15 protein-coding genes, 1 tRNA gene and 5 pseudogenes are annotated in these 18,886 nt (G+C 52.9%); 6 read left to right on the top strand and 15 right to left on the bottom strand.

What is annotated here, in order from left to right; translation table 11 throughout:
- Positions 1-7 precede the first annotated feature (7 nt).
- The 3 genes and pseudogenes from JCM15908_RS08235 to JCM15908_RS08225 all read left to right on the top strand — a co-directional run bounded on the left by JCM15908_RS08235 (position 8) and on the right by JCM15908_RS08225 (position 2,281).
- Positions 8-673, top strand: coding sequence for an ABC transporter ATP-binding protein (locus tag JCM15908_RS08235; protein ID WP_025002985.1), 666 nt, complete (start codon positions 8-10; stop codon positions 671-673).
- A 95-nt stretch (positions 674-768) separates the two neighbouring features.
- Positions 769-1,625: pseudogene (locus JCM15908_RS13160) on the top strand (CvfB family protein).
- Between the two features lie 221 nt (positions 1,626-1,846).
- Positions 1,847-2,281: an HU family DNA-binding protein gene (locus JCM15908_RS08225; RefSeq protein ID WP_025002984.1), complete on the top strand. Its 435-nt coding sequence runs from the start codon at positions 1,847-1,849 to the stop codon at positions 2,279-2,281.
- A 50-nt stretch (positions 2,282-2,331) separates the two neighbouring features.
- Here the strand turns inward: JCM15908_RS08225 and JCM15908_RS08220 are convergent, their stop codons facing one another.
- The 3 genes from JCM15908_RS08220 to JCM15908_RS08210 all read right to left on the bottom strand — a co-directional run bounded on the left by JCM15908_RS08220 (position 2,332) and on the right by JCM15908_RS08210 (position 3,928).
- Positions 2,332-2,532, bottom strand: a complete 201-nt coding sequence (locus JCM15908_RS08220; protein ID WP_025002983.1) for a helix-turn-helix transcriptional regulator — start codon at positions 2,530-2,532, stop codon at positions 2,332-2,334.
- Positions 2,522-3,010 carry a hypothetical protein gene (locus JCM15908_RS08215; protein ID WP_025002982.1) on the bottom strand — a complete coding sequence of 163 codons (489 nt, stop codon included), beginning with the start codon at positions 3,008-3,010 and terminating at the stop codon, positions 2,522-2,524. Before JCM15908_RS08215 ends, JCM15908_RS08220 begins: the two co-directional genes overlap by 11 nt.
- A 390-nt stretch (positions 3,011-3,400) precedes the next feature.
- Positions 3,401-3,928, bottom strand: a complete 528-nt coding sequence (locus tag JCM15908_RS08210; protein ID WP_025002981.1) for a hypothetical protein — start codon at positions 3,926-3,928, stop codon at positions 3,401-3,403.
- Between the two features lie 256 nt (positions 3,929-4,184).
- Here JCM15908_RS08210 and JCM15908_RS08200 point away from each other — a divergent pair, with 256 nt between their 5' ends.
- Both JCM15908_RS08200 and JCM15908_RS13155 read left to right on the top strand, forming a co-directional pair.
- On the top strand, positions 4,185-4,589 hold the full coding sequence (locus JCM15908_RS08200; protein ID WP_025002979.1) for an OsmC family protein: 405 nt from the start codon (positions 4,185-4,187) through the stop codon (positions 4,587-4,589).
- A gap of 347 nt (positions 4,590-4,936) precedes the next feature.
- Positions 4,937-5,838, top strand: a pseudogene (locus JCM15908_RS13155) (tRNA threonylcarbamoyladenosine dehydratase).
- 222 nt (positions 5,839-6,060) lie between these two features.
- Here JCM15908_RS13155 and JCM15908_RS13150 read toward each other — a convergent pair.
- The 9 genes and pseudogenes from JCM15908_RS13150 to JCM15908_RS14645 all read right to left on the bottom strand — a co-directional run bounded on the left by JCM15908_RS13150 (position 6,061) and on the right by JCM15908_RS14645 (position 14,806).
- A pseudogene (locus tag JCM15908_RS13150) lies at positions 6,061-8,084 on the bottom strand (M13 family metallopeptidase).
- A gap of 172 nt (positions 8,085-8,256) precedes the next feature.
- The gene (locus tag JCM15908_RS08185; protein WP_025002978.1) at positions 8,257-9,414 is read right to left on the bottom strand and encodes a DUF4932 domain-containing protein; all 1,158 of its coding nucleotides are present in this window, start codon (positions 9,412-9,414) and stop codon (positions 8,257-8,259) included.
- Between the two features lie 53 nt (positions 9,415-9,467).
- The gene (locus tag JCM15908_RS08180) at positions 9,468-10,706 is read right to left on the bottom strand and encodes a transglutaminase-like domain-containing protein (RefSeq protein ID WP_025002977.1); all 1,239 of its coding nucleotides are present in this window, start codon (positions 10,704-10,706) and stop codon (positions 9,468-9,470) included.
- A gap of 163 nt (positions 10,707-10,869) precedes the next feature.
- A pseudogene (locus JCM15908_RS13145) lies at positions 10,870-11,228 on the bottom strand (GntR family transcriptional regulator).
- Positions 11,225-12,070, bottom strand: a complete 846-nt coding sequence (locus JCM15908_RS13140; RefSeq protein WP_051530781.1) for a hypothetical protein — start codon at positions 12,068-12,070, stop codon at positions 11,225-11,227. The pseudogene JCM15908_RS13145 and the gene JCM15908_RS13140 overlap by 4 nt, the downstream one beginning before the upstream one ends.
- A 117-nt stretch (positions 12,071-12,187) precedes the next feature.
- The gene (locus JCM15908_RS08165) at positions 12,188-12,937 is read right to left on the bottom strand and encodes a GIN domain-containing protein (protein WP_025002976.1); all 750 of its coding nucleotides are present in this window, start codon (positions 12,935-12,937) and stop codon (positions 12,188-12,190) included.
- A 35-nt stretch (positions 12,938-12,972) separates the two neighbouring features.
- Positions 12,973-13,791 carry an ABC transporter ATP-binding protein gene (locus tag JCM15908_RS08160; protein WP_025002975.1) on the bottom strand — a complete coding sequence of 273 codons (819 nt, stop codon included), beginning with the start codon at positions 13,789-13,791 and terminating at the stop codon, positions 12,973-12,975.
- An 81-nt stretch (positions 13,792-13,872) separates the two neighbouring features.
- On the bottom strand, positions 13,873-14,358 hold the full coding sequence (locus tag JCM15908_RS08155) for a DUF3836 domain-containing protein (RefSeq protein WP_084607847.1): 486 nt from the start codon (positions 14,356-14,358) through the stop codon (positions 13,873-13,875).
- 175 nt (positions 14,359-14,533) lie between these two features.
- Positions 14,534-14,806, bottom strand: coding sequence for a hypothetical protein (locus tag JCM15908_RS14645; protein ID WP_148295557.1), 273 nt, complete (start codon positions 14,804-14,806; stop codon positions 14,534-14,536).
- Between the two features lie 173 nt (positions 14,807-14,979).
- On the opposite strand from JCM15908_RS14645, the gene JCM15908_RS08150 reads away from it, so the two are divergent.
- The gene (locus tag JCM15908_RS08150) at positions 14,980-15,591 is read left to right on the top strand and encodes an HU family DNA-binding protein (protein ID WP_025002973.1); all 612 of its coding nucleotides are present in this window, start codon (positions 14,980-14,982) and stop codon (positions 15,589-15,591) included.
- 260 nt (positions 15,592-15,851) lie between these two features.
- On the opposite strand, the gene JCM15908_RS08145 is transcribed toward JCM15908_RS08150, so the two are convergent.
- From JCM15908_RS08145 to bamJ, 3 genes and pseudogenes are all read right to left on the bottom strand, one after another.
- A tRNA-Leu gene (locus JCM15908_RS08145) sits at positions 15,852-15,933 on the bottom strand.
- 595 nt (positions 15,934-16,528) lie between these two features.
- A pseudogene (locus tag JCM15908_RS13135) lies at positions 16,529-17,949 on the bottom strand (MATE family efflux transporter).
- Positions 17,950-18,089: 140 nt separating this feature from the next.
- The gene (gene bamJ / locus JCM15908_RS08135) at positions 18,090-18,734 is read right to left on the bottom strand and encodes a BamJ family beta-barrel-assembly machinery protein (RefSeq protein WP_025002972.1); all 645 of its coding nucleotides are present in this window, start codon (positions 18,732-18,734) and stop codon (positions 18,090-18,092) included.
- Between the last annotated feature and the right edge of the window lie 152 nt (positions 18,735-18,886).

The following is an 18,886-nucleotide window of genomic DNA, read 5'->3' as shown; positions in this document are numbered from 1 at the left end:
TCCAATCATGATAGATATAAAAGGTATAACAAGGAGCTTCGGCTCATTGCAGGTCCTCAAAGGCATAGACCTGCACATAGACAAGGGAGAAGTGGTCAGCATAGTGGGGCCTTCGGGAGCGGGCAAGACCACCCTGCTCCAGATTATCGGTACGCTCGACCATCCAGACAGCGGTTCGGTTGTCGTAGACGGGGTAGACGTAGGCCGGCTCTCCGCCAACAAACTGAGCGACTTCCGCAACCAGCACCTCGGATTCGTCTTTCAGTTTCATCAGCTCCTACCCGAATTTACGGCGATAGAGAACATTATGATTCCTGCCTACATTGCCGGAACAAAGCCAAAGGAGGCACGCAGACACGCCGAAGAGCTGTTGCAGTTTATGGGACTGGCCGACCGTGCCGACCATAAGCCCAACGAGCTGTCGGGAGGCGAAAAGCAGCGGGTTGCCGTAGCACGTGCCTTGGTCAACCATCCGGCCGTCATCCTTGCCGACGAACCCTCCGGAAGCCTCGACAGCAAGAACAAGGCAGAACTCCACCAGCTCTTCTTCGACCTGCGCGACAAGTTCGGTCAGACCTTTGTCATAGTAACCCACGACGAAGGCTTGGCAGACATCACGGACAGAACCATCCACCTCAAGGACGGACTGATACAGACGGAAGGCACGGAATGAAAGGACTGGCCGAAGGATAATCCCCATCATACACCTTCTGCCTAAAGGTATTATATCCCAACAGCAGGAACATCCTGTATTAAAACGCAATCATTATGTCTAAAATAACATTAGGAGCATACAACAAGCTCACTGTTCAGAAAGTAGCCTTACGCGAAGGCAACGGCGAGCCTTTCGGCCTTTACCTTGACGGAGGCCGCGAGGGAGAGATTCTCATGCCGCAGAAATACGTACCGAAGGGGTGGAAATAGGCGACGAGATAGAGGTTTTCGTCTATCTCGACCAAGAAGAGCGACCTGTCGCCACCACAGAGAAGCCACTGGCACAGGCTGGCGACTTCGCCTATCTGGAATGTTCGTGGGTCAACGAGTACGGAGCCTTCCTATCGTGGGGCGTTACCAAAGACCTCTTCTGTCCGTTCCGCGAACAGAAAAAGCGCATGGAAGTAGGCAATTCGTACATTGTCCACATCCACCTCGACGAAGAAACATACCGCCTCGTAGCCTCAGCCAAGGTTGAGCACTACTTCAGCGAAACGCCCCCTATCTACCATCCGGGGCAGGAAGCAGACCTGCTCGTATGGCAGAAAACCGACCTCGGCTTCAAGGTAATCGTAGACAACTGCTGCCCGGGGCTGGTCTACGAAGACCAAATATTCCGGTACATCCATACAGGCGACCGGCTGAAAGGCTACATATCCACCGTCCGCGCCGACGGAAAGATAGACTGCACCCTTCAGCCTTCCGGGCAGAAGCATGCCGAGGACTTTGCCGAGGTGCTTCTCCAGTACCTCAAGGACAACGGCGGAGCCTGCGACTTGGGCGACAAGAGCGAGGCCGAAGACATCAAGCGGCGTTTCCAAGTCTCCAAAAAGGTGTACAAGCGTGCTGTCGGCGACCTCTACAAGCGTCGGCTGATTACCGTCGGACCTTTGGGCATCAAGCTCGTGTAGGTTCATACCGCCCCTTGCCTTGCCGGCTATCCGTGACCGGCAAGGTACGACTGCCGCCCCCTTCCTGCAAAAAGATGCTTTCGCAGGAAGGGGGCGGCAGTTTCTTTTTCCGTTCTCTCCGCCATTTGCCCGTCCGCCCTACCCTATTCGGACGTCAGTTTTTCCGTCAAGTCATTTTTTTGTCGTACATTTGCAGCGTAAAACCAACAGAATCCCACATCATGTCCATCAAGATAAGACTACAGCAAAGCAAGTTCAAGGAAGAGAACCGGGGCGGAAAATGGCACGCACGCATCGTCAGCGAGGGGACGGCCACGACCGACGAACTGGCCGAGAACATTCAGGAAGCCACCTCCTTCAGCCGGGGCGACGTTCACGGACTCATCATCTCTCTCATCGACGAAATAGGCTATCAGCTGAGTCTCGGCAAGACCGTCGTACTCGACGGACTGGGCCGATTCCACCTTACCGTAGAGAGCGACCCGGTAGACAACATCGACGACTTCGACATCGAACGCAACATACGCGGCATAAAGTGCAAATTCCTCCCTGCCGGCAGCCGCGACCCCAAGAGCCGCAAGCTGCAGCAGACCTTCGCCTCAGGCGTGCAGGTAGAATGGGCCGACCCCGACGACAAGACATGGAAGGGAGAATAGCAAGGCGGAAGCAGCCCTGAAAGGGCCTTCCAAAGCCTCTCCCCCAGCGTTCAGTCGCCCTCCTCAAGCTCGAAGATATCGTCGACGCGCTTCCCGAACACACGGGCAATCTTCAGGCTGAGAACGGTTGAGGGAACATATTTCTCGCTCTCAATGGCAACAATGGTCTGCCGCGACACGCCTATCAGCTCTGCCAGCCTCGCCTGCGTCATGCGCAGGATGGCCCGCTCCACCCGGATGCTATTCTTCATGGCCGTTCCTCCTCATCTTGTGCAGCTCGTACAGAAAGCGGAAATGGAAAAAGAAGAAGATGCTGAACATTGACAGGACGACCATAATCATATATCCCACCCCGAAACAGAACCACGTAAAGACCATGAAAAGCACGGTATTCATCTTCAGTGCCCACAGCAGCGAGTGCATGCGGAGGTGTTCCACAAACTCGTCCTCTACCTTCTCACGCGAGAAGCAAATCATATAGGCCGACGCCAAGGCCAGACAGGTCATCAGCTCATAACCCATTTCCTCCTTGCCAAAGCGGAACGCATCCACACCCGAGCCGAAGAAATGTCCGGAGGAGGTCAGATGGAAGGTCGGGAGGACCAGCAGGTCGTCCTGCAACCATTCGACGGAGTCGGTTATCAACAGCAAAACCACAACAAGTGACGGCACAAACACCGTCCAGCCTATCTTTCGGAAGATGTGCGGCAAAAGATAATCACGTTTCATAAGCAAATTGTTTAGCGTTCAACAAGATTGTTATTATCATACCGCAAAAGTAATACAATCTTTTCAAAAAGTAAAGTAAACCATACATAAAGATTGGTATTTTTAACCTAAATTAGTCATTTCATCCCTCTAAAGACAAAAATATGGGAGACGGAAGACCAAAAGACAAGCCAAGAGATACAAACCACCATACAACGAAAGTGCCGTCCTCACGATGCGAGAACGGCACTTTGACCCTACGAAACGGGCACTTTCGCCGCGCGAGAACGGCACTTTCGTTTCAGCGATTACAACCAATTGATTATCAACAGATTGCAAATCATATTCAGCTACAAGGGCAAAGATTGGGACTACACCTCCCATTCAGCGCAGCCCACAGCCCTGTTCCGCTTACTGCCCAGACTCTCCGAGCACTCTCCCGACGGGAAGATAGGGACGCAACCTGCCGACCACCTCCATGGCAGCAGACAATTCGCTCCCCAACGGCACGCTAATCCATTCCGGATTTGCCTTCCGTGTCGTAATCATCAGGCGGTAGTCGCACGTCAGCTGCGGTACGGCATCATTGCCGAGGCTGACTTCCTGTATATCGTCCCGACTTATGGCATACCCGTCAATGACCAGCATCCCCGTTTCGCCATAGACCATGACCACGCCTCCTGCCTCGTTGGCGTGCAGCGGATTGACGACGACAATATCGTCGGGCTGCCCATACTGCGCTATCAGGTCGTCTACCGTGCTTGCCGACTTTGCGCGCACCTCCTTGGGCTTTTTCCTGTTATCATACCTGCGCCATACTTCTACGCCTATCATCCCCACCACGCAGGCAGAGGCAACTTCCCATTTCCGAAAATAGAGCAGAATGGAAAGGAAGACCAGAAAGATAAGCAACCCGGCAATGTTAGCCCCTTTTTTCATGATTGTACGTTGTTTAGGATATGATACTATTGCTCGTTCCGAAAGACAGGCCACCCACAGGACAACAGCCTGCGGGGCCTCCCGATTTATTCGCAAATATAGTGAAAAATGTTCAGAATAACAAATATTATCTATTAATAAACCGCTTATTTCAGCTATTTATGCTACCTTTGGCAACGAAAAGGCATGCCGGGCTTTCCTGTCCGGCACGATTCACAAAGCCGAACATTATTCATCAACCCAAAAACTTAAGACAATGAGCATTACAACAGCAAAGTATGTAGGAAACGGAAGAGTAGAGGCAGTACACAACGAGTCCGCAGTAAAGGTAACAACCGACGCACGCAAACCCGTGGGAGGACTGGGCGAGAACCAGACACCCGTAGAATTGCTCGGCAATTCGCTGGCAGCCTGCGCCCTGACCATCATGGGCTTGCAGGCAGGCAAGGCAGGAGCCGACTTCGCAGGCTGCTATGCCGAGGTAGGGGAATGTGAGGAAGACATGGAGAAATTCTCGGTTACGCGCATCCCCATCACCTTCCACCTCAAGGCAGAGTTCGACGAGAAGCTCCGCAAGAAGCTCGAAAACTTCGCCCACAAAGGCTGCTTCGTCGGCAATTCGCTGACCGCCGAGAAGGCCTTTACCTTCGTCTACGAATAAACATCCGCCCCGTCTGTCTGCCATTCTTCCCTTGCGGAGGAATGGCAGATATTTTTTCACCCTTCCGGGACAGGCTTTGCCATGCGCCTTCGTCCCCTGCCGACATGAAGACAAGGCACGTCCCGACCTCTCGCCGAATTGAAAACGACTCTCCTACCCCGCTTGGCAAACAACCTTTTCCTGCACGTAAAATAATCTGTTTTACGCATTAAACATTATTATTTGCCTATCACGACAGATGTATTTCCTTGTCTTGTATTCTCTATTCCCACTTTGTTTTTTACTGCAACAGCCTGTTTGTTTCGGCATTTTTGCCTAAATTTGCAACTCTAAAGGATTATGACGATATGCAAGACCAATTTTCCAGAACCCAGATGCTGTTGGGCAAGCCTGCCATCGATACCCTCCGCGGCAGCCGCGTGGCTGTTTTCGGTGTGGGAGGAGTAGGCGGATATGCCGTGGAAGTGCTGGCACGGAGCGGCGTGGGAGCCATTGACGTGATAGACGACGACCGCGTCTGTCTGAGCAATCTCAACCGCCAGCTGATAGCAACGCTTTCTACGGTGGGCCAATACAAGGTGGACGTTGCCGAGGCACGCATCCGCGACATCAATCCCCACTGCATTGTCCGCAAGCATCAGACGTTCTATCTGCCGACAAGGCCCATCTGTTCGACTTTTCCCACTACGACTATGTAGTAGACTGCATCGATACGGTTAAGGCAAAGCTCGACCTCATCTGCCGCTGCCACGATATGGGCATACCGATGCTGTCGTGTATGGGTGCCGCCTACAAGCTCGATGCCACCCGGTTTTGCGTAACCGATATATTCAAGACCATCAACGACCCGCTTGCCAAGGTCATCCGAAAGAAGCTCCGCAAGACTGGCATCAGGCACGTCAAGGTAGTCTACAGCCCGGAAGAGCCACTGGAGAGCATCGGACTGCCCGATACCGCATGCCAGTCTCGTCCCGTCAGTCCCGACACGGACACGGGAAAGTCTGCCGAACGCCATACCGTCCCCAGCTCCAACGCTTGGGTGCCTGCTACGGCAGGGCTGATAGCAGGAGGCGAGGTCGTGAAAGACCTTATAGCACAAGCCCATACCATGCGCATCCGTCCCGAGGACGAGGCCGACAGCGAGCCGGCACGCATGGCCAAGGAGCGTGCAGGGAAGATGCAGGAAGAGTGCGTGCGGATGCGGGATGAGACAGACGGAGAGAAAAGGAAGGGCGAGGAGCGGAAGTGAGAAATACCATCTCAAAAAATCAGGAGAACACTTTCACCTTGTGATTATTAATGCCTTAATTTCCAATAATAATCAGTTAGTGATGCTTTTTAATGGCTTTTAGAAGAAGACGCTAAAGACTTCCAAGCAAGAATTAGAAAAATAAAACTTCTATAAATGCAGATTCCCCCAATGATTTCCAAGAATCATTGGGGGAATCGAAGTTATATGGAGACAAGACGTTTACCAGATGTGGGCGCGCTTGTTCTTTGGAATGTAGAGCTTATCACTCTTCTTGATGTGGAAAGCATCGTACCAAGCGTCGATTTGCGGCAGAGCGGCATTGACACGTGCCTCACTCGGAGAGTGCGGATCGACGGTAATGATATACTCTACATACTCCGGGCGGACGTTGCTGGCCCATACGCGCGCCCAAGAAAGGAAGAACCGCTGCTCGGGAGTGAAACCGTCCTTAACTCCGAGAGGATTGGTCTTCAGGCTGTTCTGAAGAGCACGGAAAGCCACGTTGAGACCTCCGTTGTCGCCAATGTTCTCACCGAGGGTCAGTTTTCCGTTAATCTTCTTTCCGGGAACGGCATCAATGGTGCTGAAATAGTTTTCGAGAATCTTGGTGCGTACCTCATAGTTCTTCTTGTCCTGCTCCGTCCACCAGTTATTCTGGTTACCCGTCTTGTCGAACTGCGAGCCCTGATCGTCAAATCCGTGGCTCATCTCATGGCCGATAACCGCACCAATGGCACCGTAATTGGCGGCATCGTCGGCTGTCGGGTCGAAGAACGGTGGCTGAAGAATGGCTGCCGGGAAGCAGATTTCGTTGGTAGTCGGGTTATAGTAGGCGTTAATGGTCTGCGGAGTCATGCCCCATTCCATCTTGTCTACAGGCTTGTTGACCTTCCGCGCAATCTCTTCCTGTGCCAAGAACTCGCTGATGCGGCCGAGATTCTCGTAGAGCGACAGCGAGTCGGAGACTTGCAGGCCGCTGTAATCCTTCCACTTGTCGGGATAACCTATCTTGATGATGAAGTTCTCGAGCTTGTCCTTCGCCTTGGCCTTGGTGGTTTCGCTCATCCATGTAGCCTCGCTGATGCGCTGCGAAAGGGCAGTCTGGAGATTGTGAACGAGTTCGAGCATGCGCTTCTTGCTGCTCTCGGGGAAATACTTCTCTACATAGAGCTTGCCGATGGCATCGCCAAAGACACCGCTCACAAGGCCTACGGCACGCTTCCAGCGCGGACGGTCTTGCTGAACACCGCTCAACACGCTGCTGAACTTGAACGATTCGGCACGGAAAGCGTCGCTCATCTGCCTGCAGCACCCGAAATGACCTTTATTTCGGCGTATGCCTTGAGGTCGTCGAGGGCTGTCTCGGCAAGAATCTTCTCCACTTCGTGAATCGGTTCAGGCTGTCCGACAACCACCTCGTCGAACTTCGGGAATCCGTTCTGCAAGAAAGCGTTGCCCCAGTCTATGCCCGGGAAGTCGCTGACAAGCTGATTATAGCTCATCTTATGGTAATTCTTGTTGATGTCGCGCAGGTCTACGCGGCTGTAGCTTGCCTTTGCTATGCGTGTCTCGATGGCAAGCACGGCCTGCATCTTCTTCTCTGCCGTGGCGGCATCGTTGCCTACCATCTCGAAGAGACGCTTCAGATAAGCCTTGTAGGCATTGCGCACCTTCATCGTCTGGGCGTCGTCGTTGAGGTAATAGTCGCGCGTGCCGAGTCCGGTGCCGCCCTGTCCGATGGAGACAATGTTCATGCCGGCATTGCGCAGGTCGGCATCCACGCCTACACCGAACATCATCGTACTCTCGCCCATGCGGTCGAGCTGTGCGGTTACGAGCTGATACTCGTGGCGGTCCCTGATGGCGGCGATGCGTGCGAGTGTCGGCTTGATGGGGTTGTAGCCCTCACGGTTGAGGCGGACGCTGTCCATCATCAGGTTGTAGAGCGTCCCGAGCTTCTGCCCGAGCGTCCCCTTGGCCTGCGGTTTGCTTGCATATTCGAGGATAAGGTTTTGGATTCGCACCTGATTTTCCTCGTAGAGGTCGGTAAAGGCACCGTTGTCGGTATGCTCGGCATCAAGCGGATGCGACTTCAGCCAGCCGCCTGCTGCATAGCGGTAGAAGTCGTTACCGGGTTTGATACTGGTGTCAAGGTTCGCCTTATCGATACCTGACGAGAGCGTCTGTGCGTTGGCGGTGAGTACACCGAACGCCAGAGCGAGAAGGATTGTTCTTTTCTTCATTGTTCTGTATATATCGTTTGTTTTGTTGTCCTTTGATCATCGGGTTGCTTGCAATTCTATTTCTTAGACGCAGGAGACGGTAAGAATACTACAAGGTATTCGTCTTATTTTTCAAAGCAAGTGCAATTTTAATCATTTCTTTCCGTATTTGCAAGTATTTCCATGGAAATTATCACTTGACAGACGCTTCTTCAGTATGAAACATGTCCTTAACCCCGAGTGGTCTGCCTATCCGCCGGCTCTCCCTGTTCACATATCCGGACAAGGTCTTCAGCAGTTCAGGGGCGTAGGACGTGAGGTTGGGGTACTTCTTCCTTGATTTCCGATACTTCTGCAATGCCGTTACCAGCTCGGGCATCCAACCGAAGCCGCAGGCAATCTCGTCGGCAAGTGCCTCTTCAGGCGTCGGGTGCACGGAACGATGGTCGGACAGGTAGATGATGACGGCAGCCCTGACGAGAGACTCGTTCAGCACGGTCTCGCCATTGCCATAGGCCTGCCTTCTCATCGCCAAGGCCGACATTCTGTACAAGACGTTCCCCACCCGGGCTGCCTGTAGGGAGTCGGCAGAAGAGATTAGGCCATTTGCAAAGGAGTGGTTGAACTCATGAATCAGTGTGGGGAGGTAATAGGAATAGTCGGGGACGCTGTCCCCTTTCTCTATATAGCAGCCTATGATTGCAAAATTCTCGCGCTGCCTTCCCCGCAACTGCCGATGGGCACCATAATTGCCGCCTCCGTTGCTGACGCCTATGACGATAGGGAATCCCGATTCGGTCTGTTTACCGTAAAAGGAGGAGTACCATGAGGGGTCGAAACCTTTCAGTACATCCTCCCTGAACTTGCCGACGATACGGGAAAACAAGGGTGCGTGCCGGAGATAGAAGGCATGGAAGCGCGTGTCCGTATAGAATTGATTCAGCCTGACGAGGAAGCTGTCCAAGGGAATGTTCTTCCACCGCTTGTCGCCAATATCGTCCTCACAATCAAGAAACCCTACCGTGCCGTCGCCGGCACACTCCAGACGGACGGCCATGGCAGCGACGGCATCATACGAAATACCGTATTTCTCGCGGATTTCCTGCATGTATCTGACGGTGGGATGGCTGCTGTAAGGTGCAAACCACTCGTTGGTCGCATCGGTATAGGCTCCGGCCATGTCGTTGCAATACTCTCTGTAACCTGCCGTCTTGGCAAGAATACTCATCAGCTCTACGGATTCCGAAACGCCGACGGAAATATCCTGTGCGTGCAGACTTGGAGTGCAAAGGATTAAAAGGAGCGTTAATGATAGCACAGCTGCCTTTAGTTGGTGTTTGATAATAGCCATGTTGTTAGTTATATTAAAGGTTGTTTATACAGGACAAACATATCATGGACGCGCTATTTGTACGAAACAGGAAGCTGCCAGAAGTATTCCGGGTCATGAACAATGTATTTTGGTGTGAAAATACGACGGGAGAGTTCTTGCTCTGCCCCCTCTGGAACCAGTGTAACGTATCTGCTTTCCAATGGCCGATAGCGACTTTCGGGATTGAAACGGCTATCAACTACGCACTGCATCCAGTACAGATTCTTCGCCATATAGTAGTCAAGATAATGTTCTTTGGTCTCTTTCTCCTGATTGTTCCAGTTGGCGGTCTCGTTAAGAACAAGCGGCTGACCTGTACGCAGGCGTTCCCGAACCTCGGCAATACTCAGGAGATTGCCGTTTTCGTCCATTACGTAGGCATTGAAAGTAGGGTCTACCCATATCCATTTGTTGATCTGGCGTGAATAGACCGTGTTGATGACGTGGCAGTCGCCGTCGGTTGAATCTTTCGGCAAGCAGGTGACATAGCGCGAGGCAAAGCCCATTGAGAGATACATTTCATTGAGCGCAATGGCGAGCAGGCGGCAGTTGACACCCCGTCCCGTCGCTTTGTGATAGTTATAGATATCTATTGCGTCAACCTCGCAAAGGGCATAATTGCTCCCATCATGCCGGATGGCATTGTGGACGAAGGCAAGAATGTTCTTTATCTTCGATACCTCGTCTCCCGTACCTGCCACGGAATCGAGCTTAAAGTATTCGTGCAGGTTGCGCAAATTTATGTCGTCGGTACGATAGGTGAACGTTGGCATCGTGTCGGTATTCTCTTTCCGATAGCCTTTAGCCTCTTGCAGGATGACGAGCTTGTCGTATTTCCGAAGGCTGCTGACCAACTTCGTAAACCGCTTTTCCTTGCGGAGATTGTCCAAATCGGTATCATTCAATACATGCCGATAGTCGTTGAAACCTGCCTGAATAGATGCTTCAAAAGCGTCAATGGCCAGTTTGCGCTTGTTCAACAGGGAGTAAGTGCAGGCAATGTCATAGAACAACGTTGCCTGTACCGCTCTCTTTCCCTTCAGAGATTCCTCATTGTTATCTCCGGCAACAAAAACACTATCCATGAGTTTCTGCATTTGCAGCAGGCAATCGAGCGAACCCGAGTAGTCTTTCTGCTGGTTCAATTGTTTCCGGCGGCTATTTAGACTTCTTATTTTTTTCAGCAGACCATTCTTGTCCGGCACATCTGTTTGTGCATAGGCTGCCACGGACATAATGGCGGTAAGCAGCAGGATGATGATTTTCTTCATTTGATTGTTGCCTTGCGTGTTAAAGATTCTGTTTGATTAGGTTTTTAGACGGATAAGCCCCATAGGGCAATTGGAACAGGTGCGCCCAATGCCCTATGGGCTATCAAGTATTTATGGTAACTACAGTCTTTTTTCCTGACGTGGAGAAGAAGGGCCTGCCGCCTCATGGCGACTCTGCCTCCCACTTCTCCTGCACCTCCTTCATACCGATACCGAGGAGGCGCATCTGCCGGAACAGCTCAGGGAGCATCTCTTCGAGAAACTCCTGCCTGCGCACTGCATGTATCTGAGCGGCAGCATCGGCGGAGACGAAGTAGCCCAAGCCGCGACGGTTGTAAATGACACCTTCACGGGCAAGCACCTCATAGCCTTAACGGCTGTATTGGTATTCACCTGCAAGGTTACGGCATAGTCGCGGACGGACGGGATACGGTCGTCGGCCTTATAGGTTCCGGCTATTATCTCGTCGCAGAGGCGGTCTGCCATTTGCTCGTAGATAGCCTTATTGTTGTTGAAATTCATAAGCTATGTCGTATAGGGGTTATACCTTTATATATTAATCCATCGGTTATTGACCGCTTGCAGACGGCAATAGAGACGGTAGGAGAGCCAGAGGCACGGAACGGATACGGCCAGACTGCCAAGTACATTCGCCCAAAAAGGCCAATGGCGCGGAAGGGCAACGACGTAAGGGGTCTGGGTATAGACCACGTAGGCGAAGCTACGAAGAGCGAAAGCCCGATGACGATAATCAGGAAAACCGCGATGCTCGTCTTCAGCCACGCCACCTTGCGGAAGAGCATGCCGCCAAGGGCGAATACGGAAAAGCTGCTGACAGCACCCAAGAGGTATACCCATACAGCTGACTTGGCATCTTGGGGCAAATTAGAAAACATGTCCAAGTCGCTGAAAAGACTTACGAGCATGGAGGCACGCGAACCTTTATGAATGAGCATGTTGAGCAGCTGCTGCAAGACATCGCTCAGGGCGAAGGCTATGAACATAATCAGAAGGACGAACAGGGTGCTGCCCAGAAGACGGGCGACGAACTTCTCCAGATTGGTAGCAGGCAGCATCAGCTCCTGAATCTTGTCCTGCTTGGTCTTCAGGTCGCTGACGATGAACGAGGCACAGATACCCTGAACAGCTATCATAAGGCCTATGCAGAACGCAGTGCCCGACACGAGCATGGAAGACATTTCTCCCGCGGTGAAGGACTCAAGCCTGAAGGGATTGCAGGAGAGCACTGTGGCGAGCGTGAACAATATGGTTGTGGCCAAGAAGAAGGTGGTATAGGTCTTCTTTCTCACCATCAGCAGGCGCATGAAAACCTGCCCGAAACGGTTGATATTGAATTTTTCCATTGTTTGTTTTATTTATATTGACGGATGGGATGGAACGGTTGAGTTTCTCCCCTTTTGGCCGCGGAGACGGGATGTCCCTGCCTCCACGGGCGGAGGAAAGGGTTTTGAGCGGAGGGCTTACTTGACCTTGGCGGAGGCAGGGGCCTTGCTCCGGGTGGTGTTGTTGCTGACCGAACCGTTGCCTGTAATGTCGATGCTGGGCCGAACGCGCGTCGTACCCGTCAGCTCCACGCTCGCATTTCCCTCTATGCCGACCGAGACATTGCCGGCATCCTTCATATCGGCATCGACAGAGGCGTTGCCCTGTATGCCAAGCAGCATCGTTTCGACCGTAAGGTTTCTCAGGTCGGCAGAGGCATTGCCGAGGATTCTGATACCGAGGTAGTCGGCCTTGAGGCTGGCAATGTCCATACTGGCATTGCCCTGTATCTCGAAGAGGATGCTGTCGCCGGTGAACGGCTTTTGCATCTCGATATCGGAGTTGCCCATCTGCTCGAGTTTCCTCAACCGGGGCATCGTTACGTACACCTTCGTATGGTTGAAGTGGTAATCGAACGTCATCTTCTGATACCCTCCAGCTTCGCCGTTTCCTGCCTCGTCTATGAACAGGATGCCGTCCTTGCAGCTCACTTCCGTTCGTTTGATTTCATTCTCCATGCCTACCATTACGACTTTGAAAGAGTCTCCCTGCTGTAGGTAGACCGATGCGTTCCCGTTTACATCGATGTTCTCGAACGGCGTTACGCGTATCGTCTTCTTTACTTCCTTGCCCGGATCTTCCTTTCTCATGATGCAGGAGGTCAGGGTTGTTGCGCAGAGGGCTGTCAGCAGCAGTGCCTTGATGGCAAAAGAACAGGTATGTTTCATTGTTTTTGCTTTTTGAAAGTCTGAAATTATAGTGTTTATAGTTTCCCCAAGGTTGCCGCATTGAAGAGCAACTCGAGGTTGAGCGTGGTCTCTGGACTCCCGGGGCGGCGACGGGCTATGACGGCATTGCCCTGCAGCGACGGCTCGGAATAGATGACCGAATCGTCCATCTCGCCCGGTGCGCGGTAGGAGAACTCGTACCGGTCGGTGATTTCCCCCGTCGGCGCACTGAGCAGAAGCCGGGAATGGTCGAGGATGAGCACGTAGTCGAGCAGCTGCTCCACGTCGTGCACCTGATGGGTGGAGATTATCAGCGAGGAGCCTTCGGAGAGATTGCCGGCCACGACCTTGCGGAAAAGTGCCTTCGACGGGATGTCGAGACCGTTGGTAGGCTCGTCCATCAGGAGCAGCTGGCAGCCCGAGGCGATGGCGAAGCTCATGTAGACCTTCTTCTTCTGTCCCATGGAGAGTGCCCTGAAGTTGGCTTCCGCCGGCATCTCGAAGTCTTGCAGACAGCGGTTGAGCACCTCCGTGTCGAAACGCGGATAGAACTCGCGGTGAATCTTTGCATACTGCTCCATCGTCAGTCCCGGCAGGTCATACTCCTCGGGGACGATGTATATCTCGCGGAGCATTTCCGGGTGGCGGAGTCTGGCCTCGCAGCCGTTGGTGTAGATGCTTCCCTTCGACGGGCGGAGCAGTCCGGCAATGAGGTAGAGCAGGGTGCTCTTGCCCATGCCGTTCTTTCCGAGCAGCCCGTAGATGCGGCTGTCGGGCAGGGAGAGGTCGAAGCCGTCGAAAACATTGTGCCTGCTACCTGCGTAGTGGTAGGATAAATTCTTTATTTCAATCATTGTGGGTGTGGGGTGGTGGCTGTTGGGTGATGATGATGTGCGTGAATGAATGTCGGGCGATGGCGTTTCTGCCCGGGGCGGCTACCGGGCCTGAGCCAGCAGATAGCCCTCGTAGGGGTTCAGCATAAGGGTGCTGCCCGTCAGGACCAGCTCGCCCGTCTGCGACTTGCGCTCGTAGGTGCTCACGGCGAGGATGTGGTCGCCCTCCTTCTTGTAGACCATTTCCTCGTCGACCGGCGAGAATGTCTTCTTCCGCTTGTCCCACAGGCTGCGCGCAACGGTCATGCCGCCGGCAGAGTAGGCAAAGGTGAGCCGGTAGGAAGGCTCCCAACGCTGACGATAGCCGTTCCACGTCTGGACGGTCTTGCCCGTGAGGCGGCTCTGCCCGTCGTAGTCAAAGCTGTAGCGGTACTTCCGGGCGAGATGGTTGTCGGAGTTCGACAGCACCTCAACATTCTCCACTTGATTGTTCACAACTTGGGGATTGTAGCAGAATCCGTTCATGTTGTTGCTGACAGGGCTGAAATACATGGCCATCAGCGTTGCCGAAGTGATGATAATATCCATATTATAGGGCTTTTAAGTTGTTATTATTACTTTGTTGTAGTGTTCTACTTTATTAGTACACTGCAAAGATATGGCAAAAATCCCTTTCCTGCAAACTTTTCATGAACTTTTTTTCAAATTATTTTCCTTCAGAAAGGCAACGGAAGTTAGATTCAGGCTGACAAACAGCTGATTTTCAGCGTATTGACATCTCCACTATCCACCACCAAAAACTTTCAGGAAAAACTCCCGGCTGCCTGCCATCCACGCGCCACACCTTAATATATAGACTTCCGTCCGGCTGTGGCAGCAGGCCTGCCACGCAGCTTTTGCCGTGTGCTACGACGAAAAGCCACCGCAACCGCCCTCCACAGGCGAGGCCATCCCTGCCCGACCGGACGGTACATGCGCGCCCCACACACCCACAGGCGCAGGGCGGAAAACGTTTCCCCATGCTTTCCTCTTGCATATACCAAGGATTTGCATTATCTTTGCACCAAGAATTATATTCGTCTCATAATAGTGAGACAAACGTCTCATAATAGTGAGACAATCGTTTCATAATAGTGAGACAACCGTCTCATAATAGTGAGACAGTTCTGAAACCTCCATATCCACCAACACAGACATTAAGGAAAAGTCATGTCAGTATCTTATAAGCTCATCAGGAACCATAGCCCCATCTCGGGCAAAACGGCCTACAAGGTGGTCGCAGTAGAGAACGAGACCGTAGGACTCAAGCGCATCAGCCGCCACATTCAGCAAGCCACGTCGCTCACTCCGGCAGACATCATAGGCGCGCTCACAGCCCTGAAGGACGAGATTGCCGAAGAACTCAAGATGGGCAACAACGTCCACCTGCCCGGCATCGGCTACTTCTCGCTCGCCATACGGGGCGACCTCTACGAAGACCCGCGCTCGCATCACTACCGGCTGCGCAATCCCGAGGTGCGGAAGGTGAAGTTCCATCCCGACACCGAGTTCCTCGAAGCCCTCCGCGGCATTGAGTTCAGCAACGCTACCTACACCCGCGGCACGCCTACCGTACCCACCGACGAGGCTCTCGGCACGGTCCTCGACAGCCTGTTCGCCACGCAGCCGGCCATCACCGTTGCCAGCCTCCGCCGCCGTCTCAACCTCTCCCGGAGCCATGCCTACCGCCTCGCCGCCCGGCTGGAGGCCGACGGCAGGATTCGCAACGTGAGCACGTCCCACCACAAGCTCTATGTGAAGGGCGAGCAACAGCACGGCTGACAGACAAGAAGAGCAGACGGAAGAAGTCTCCCTCCCCTTCCGGTGCATCACCCTGCCTTTGCCTCACCTGCTCCTCAGATATACTGCATGCTGATAATCTGATGCTGATATTGGCATCGCATGGAAACAAGTGCGCCATCCTCTTCTTTATGGATGTCGCAGCGTCATAAATGCGCCCCAAAAGTCAGACCGCAAAAAACTGAAAACGAGTTAAAGGACCATTCATTCGCCCAATAACCCGTTTTCAGCTGAAAGAAATGTGCGCCTGACAGGACTCGAACCTGCACAGCATAAACCACCAGATCCTAAGTCTGGCGCGTCTACCAATTCCGCCACAGGCGCAGAAAAGTTGTGCAAAGGTAGCATTTCTTTTGCTAAATACCAAATATTTCTAAAAGAAGATGCAGCCCAGATACTGACAAGACTGCCCTGCCGGCAAGACGGGAAGCAAGCAGCCGGCAGACAGCGGCGATTACTTGGTGGGACTGGCAGATATGTGTCAACTAATCCAAATAGAAGCCCCGTTTTCTAAATTGATGTTAAAAACATGTCTGCATAATAGGGGAACGGGCACCCGACGGCATTATCACAATGAAAAGGGAAAAAAGTCTTCTAAGCATACAGAGGACATGGCCTGACAAAAGCATACGCTTTTATACAAAAATGAGTTTTTATGATTATGTGATGAGACCGTTGCCACTTCTCCTCCTCAACAGAGGAGAAAGGCAACGGTTTTTTATAGGACAATGGTTCTGCCCGACACATCTGTTGAGAGAACAGGCGCGACGCAGAATCAGCACCGAATCAATCAAAGGAAAGTAACCTCTTATAAATATTCTTCTATACGATGCGCCTTGCCGTGGGAGTGATCTTATGGCAAGGTTTTTATTTTTCCTTTCGGCTGCCTACCTGCCGGCAGGGACGACACTCTGCCTGCTCACTCTATTTTCATCCACTTCTTGCGGAACAGGTATATCAGGAAGAGAGTTCCGCGGAATGTGAGTTCAATGGCCATCGCCACCCACACGCCACGCAGTCCGTACTTCGGGGCAAGGAGGGCGGCGGTCGTCAGACGGACCATCCATATAGAACTGAGATTGATAATGGACGGACGGAGCGTGTCGCCGGCACCGATGCAGATATTGTAGGCAACGATGGCAGCGGCAAAGAACGGTTCGGCAAAGGCTTCGATGCGAAGGACGGCCGTACCCAGTTCGCGGATTTCGGCAACGGGAGAGAGTATCCCTATCATCTCGGGGGCAAAGACATACATGACGACACCCATCAATGCCATCACCGCCATGCCGAGGAACACCGTCATCCGGGCAAATCCCCAGCACAGGTCTTTCCGCTGCGCCCCGACACTCTGCCCTATCAGCGTCGTGGCCGCTTCGCCTATGCCGAATCCCGGCATATAGCAGAGGCTCTCGGCCGTAATGGCAAACGAATGGGCGGCGATGGAGAAATTGCCCAAAGGGGCGACTATCATCGTAGAAACCAGCTGCGCCCCGTTCATCAAGAGATACTGCAAGGCCATCGGTGCGGATATTTTCATTGCATTCCAGATATACCTCCTTTCCATACAAAGCGTCGGGCATCAAGCCGCCAAGCAAGGATGGGACTGCGGAAGACGGCATGATAGACGAGCGGAACGGCTGCCACGACAAACGACAGGAGCGTGCCCAAGGCTGCACCGGACACCCCCATCCCTGCGCCATAAACGGTAAGGGAAGTGCCCAAGACTTCTACGGTACGCGTGGGAAAGATAAGGAAGAAGTTGAAAACCACATCGAAGATGCACATCAGTACGGCTACGAAGCTCGGATGCCGCATGTCGCCGGAAACCTTAAGCATGGCTGCCGACAGGTTCTCCAGCGTATGGAAAGGCGTAGCCATGGTGAAGATGAGGAAATAGAGCGAAGCATCCGGACAGATGTCGGCTCCGCCGCCCAGCCATCCGGGCAACGGGCCAGACACAGCTACGGCCACGGCCAGCAGAAGCAGGCTGGACACCATTCCGAAAATATATCCGTGGCGCATCACGGAACGTGCCTGCACAAAGTCGTTTGCTCCGATAAAGTGGGCTGCCTGTACGGAAAAGCCCATCGAACCCGCTGCCACCAACGAGCCGAAGAGCCACGTGGCAGGCTCTACAAGCCCTATTGATGCCGAGGCTGCCGCTCCCAGTGAGCCGACCATGGACGCATCGATATAGAACATCAGCACAGACGTAATCTGAGCCAAGATGGAGGGGATGCTCAACTGAATGATAAGGTTGAGCTTTTCGCCCGTTGTCATCGCTCCGCCATTGCGGATTCGTGACAGGAGAGCATCGGAAAGGGGTTTGTTGAGAATCATTTTCGGGTAACGGACAATTGACAATTGGCAATTGACAATCATGCCGGGCAGCTCCGAGGGGTTCAGACCTGTCCGACATAAGTTTTGCAACAGCTATTGCAAATATTAGGTAATCGGAGAGAAATGCAAGATTCTCGACCTTATCTTCTTATGATTTTAGACAGCTGCACATCGAAGATGAGGGAGGAATAGGCTGGTATGTCGTTCTTCGCCTCTGCACCATAGCCCAGCTGATAGGGAATATACACCACCCAATGGTCGCCGAGGTGCATCGCCTGAAGGGCTGTGGAGAAGCCGTCTACCAGCTTGCTCACGCGCATGCCTGCCGCCTTGGACGTCTCGGCATCGAACACTCCCCCTCCCCAAGAGCTGTCGAAGACAAGCCCGGCCGTATAGGTCTCCGAGGGAATGAGCCGTCCCTGATAGTGCACCTGAACCGAGTCGGTGTATAGCGGACTCTCCATGCTGTTGCTCGTTGCCAACGTGTGGACAATGATATATTTGTCCTTGCCATACGACAGCGGCGACTCGCTACTGCCAGTCTGGTTCTGGTAACTATAGTTCAGGATTATCTGCCACGTCCGGTCACCTTCGGCTATCTTCTGCTGTGTGGTTCTGTAGAGATTATCCCAATAGTTTTCGTTCTTCGCCTTCCAGCCGGCATACTCTTCTACCGTATTATCGCTTTCCGAACAGGAGGCAAACAACCCTGCCGAAAGCAGGAGAGCGAATACTCCCAGCATGCGCGTCGTATGGCGAAGCATGAACTTTCTCATTTTCATCATAGTCTTTTAATGTCTCAAAATGTCTATATGGAGATGCCGGACGAAGCAGACGGACGGAGCCGTCCACTCCTGAGGCATACTCGTATCGCAACGGTCTGCTTGTGAACTCGCCGGCAACCAACCTGCCGATGCGCCAGTCCGCTCACCGCCAG

The organism is Prevotella dentasini JCM 15908 (assembly GCF_000614065.1).
Lineage (GTDB): Bacteria > Bacteroidota > Bacteroidia > Bacteroidales > Bacteroidaceae > Prevotella > Prevotella dentasini.
Note: the sequence above shows the minus strand (reverse complement) of the source record. Positions and strands in the feature narration are given on the sequence as shown.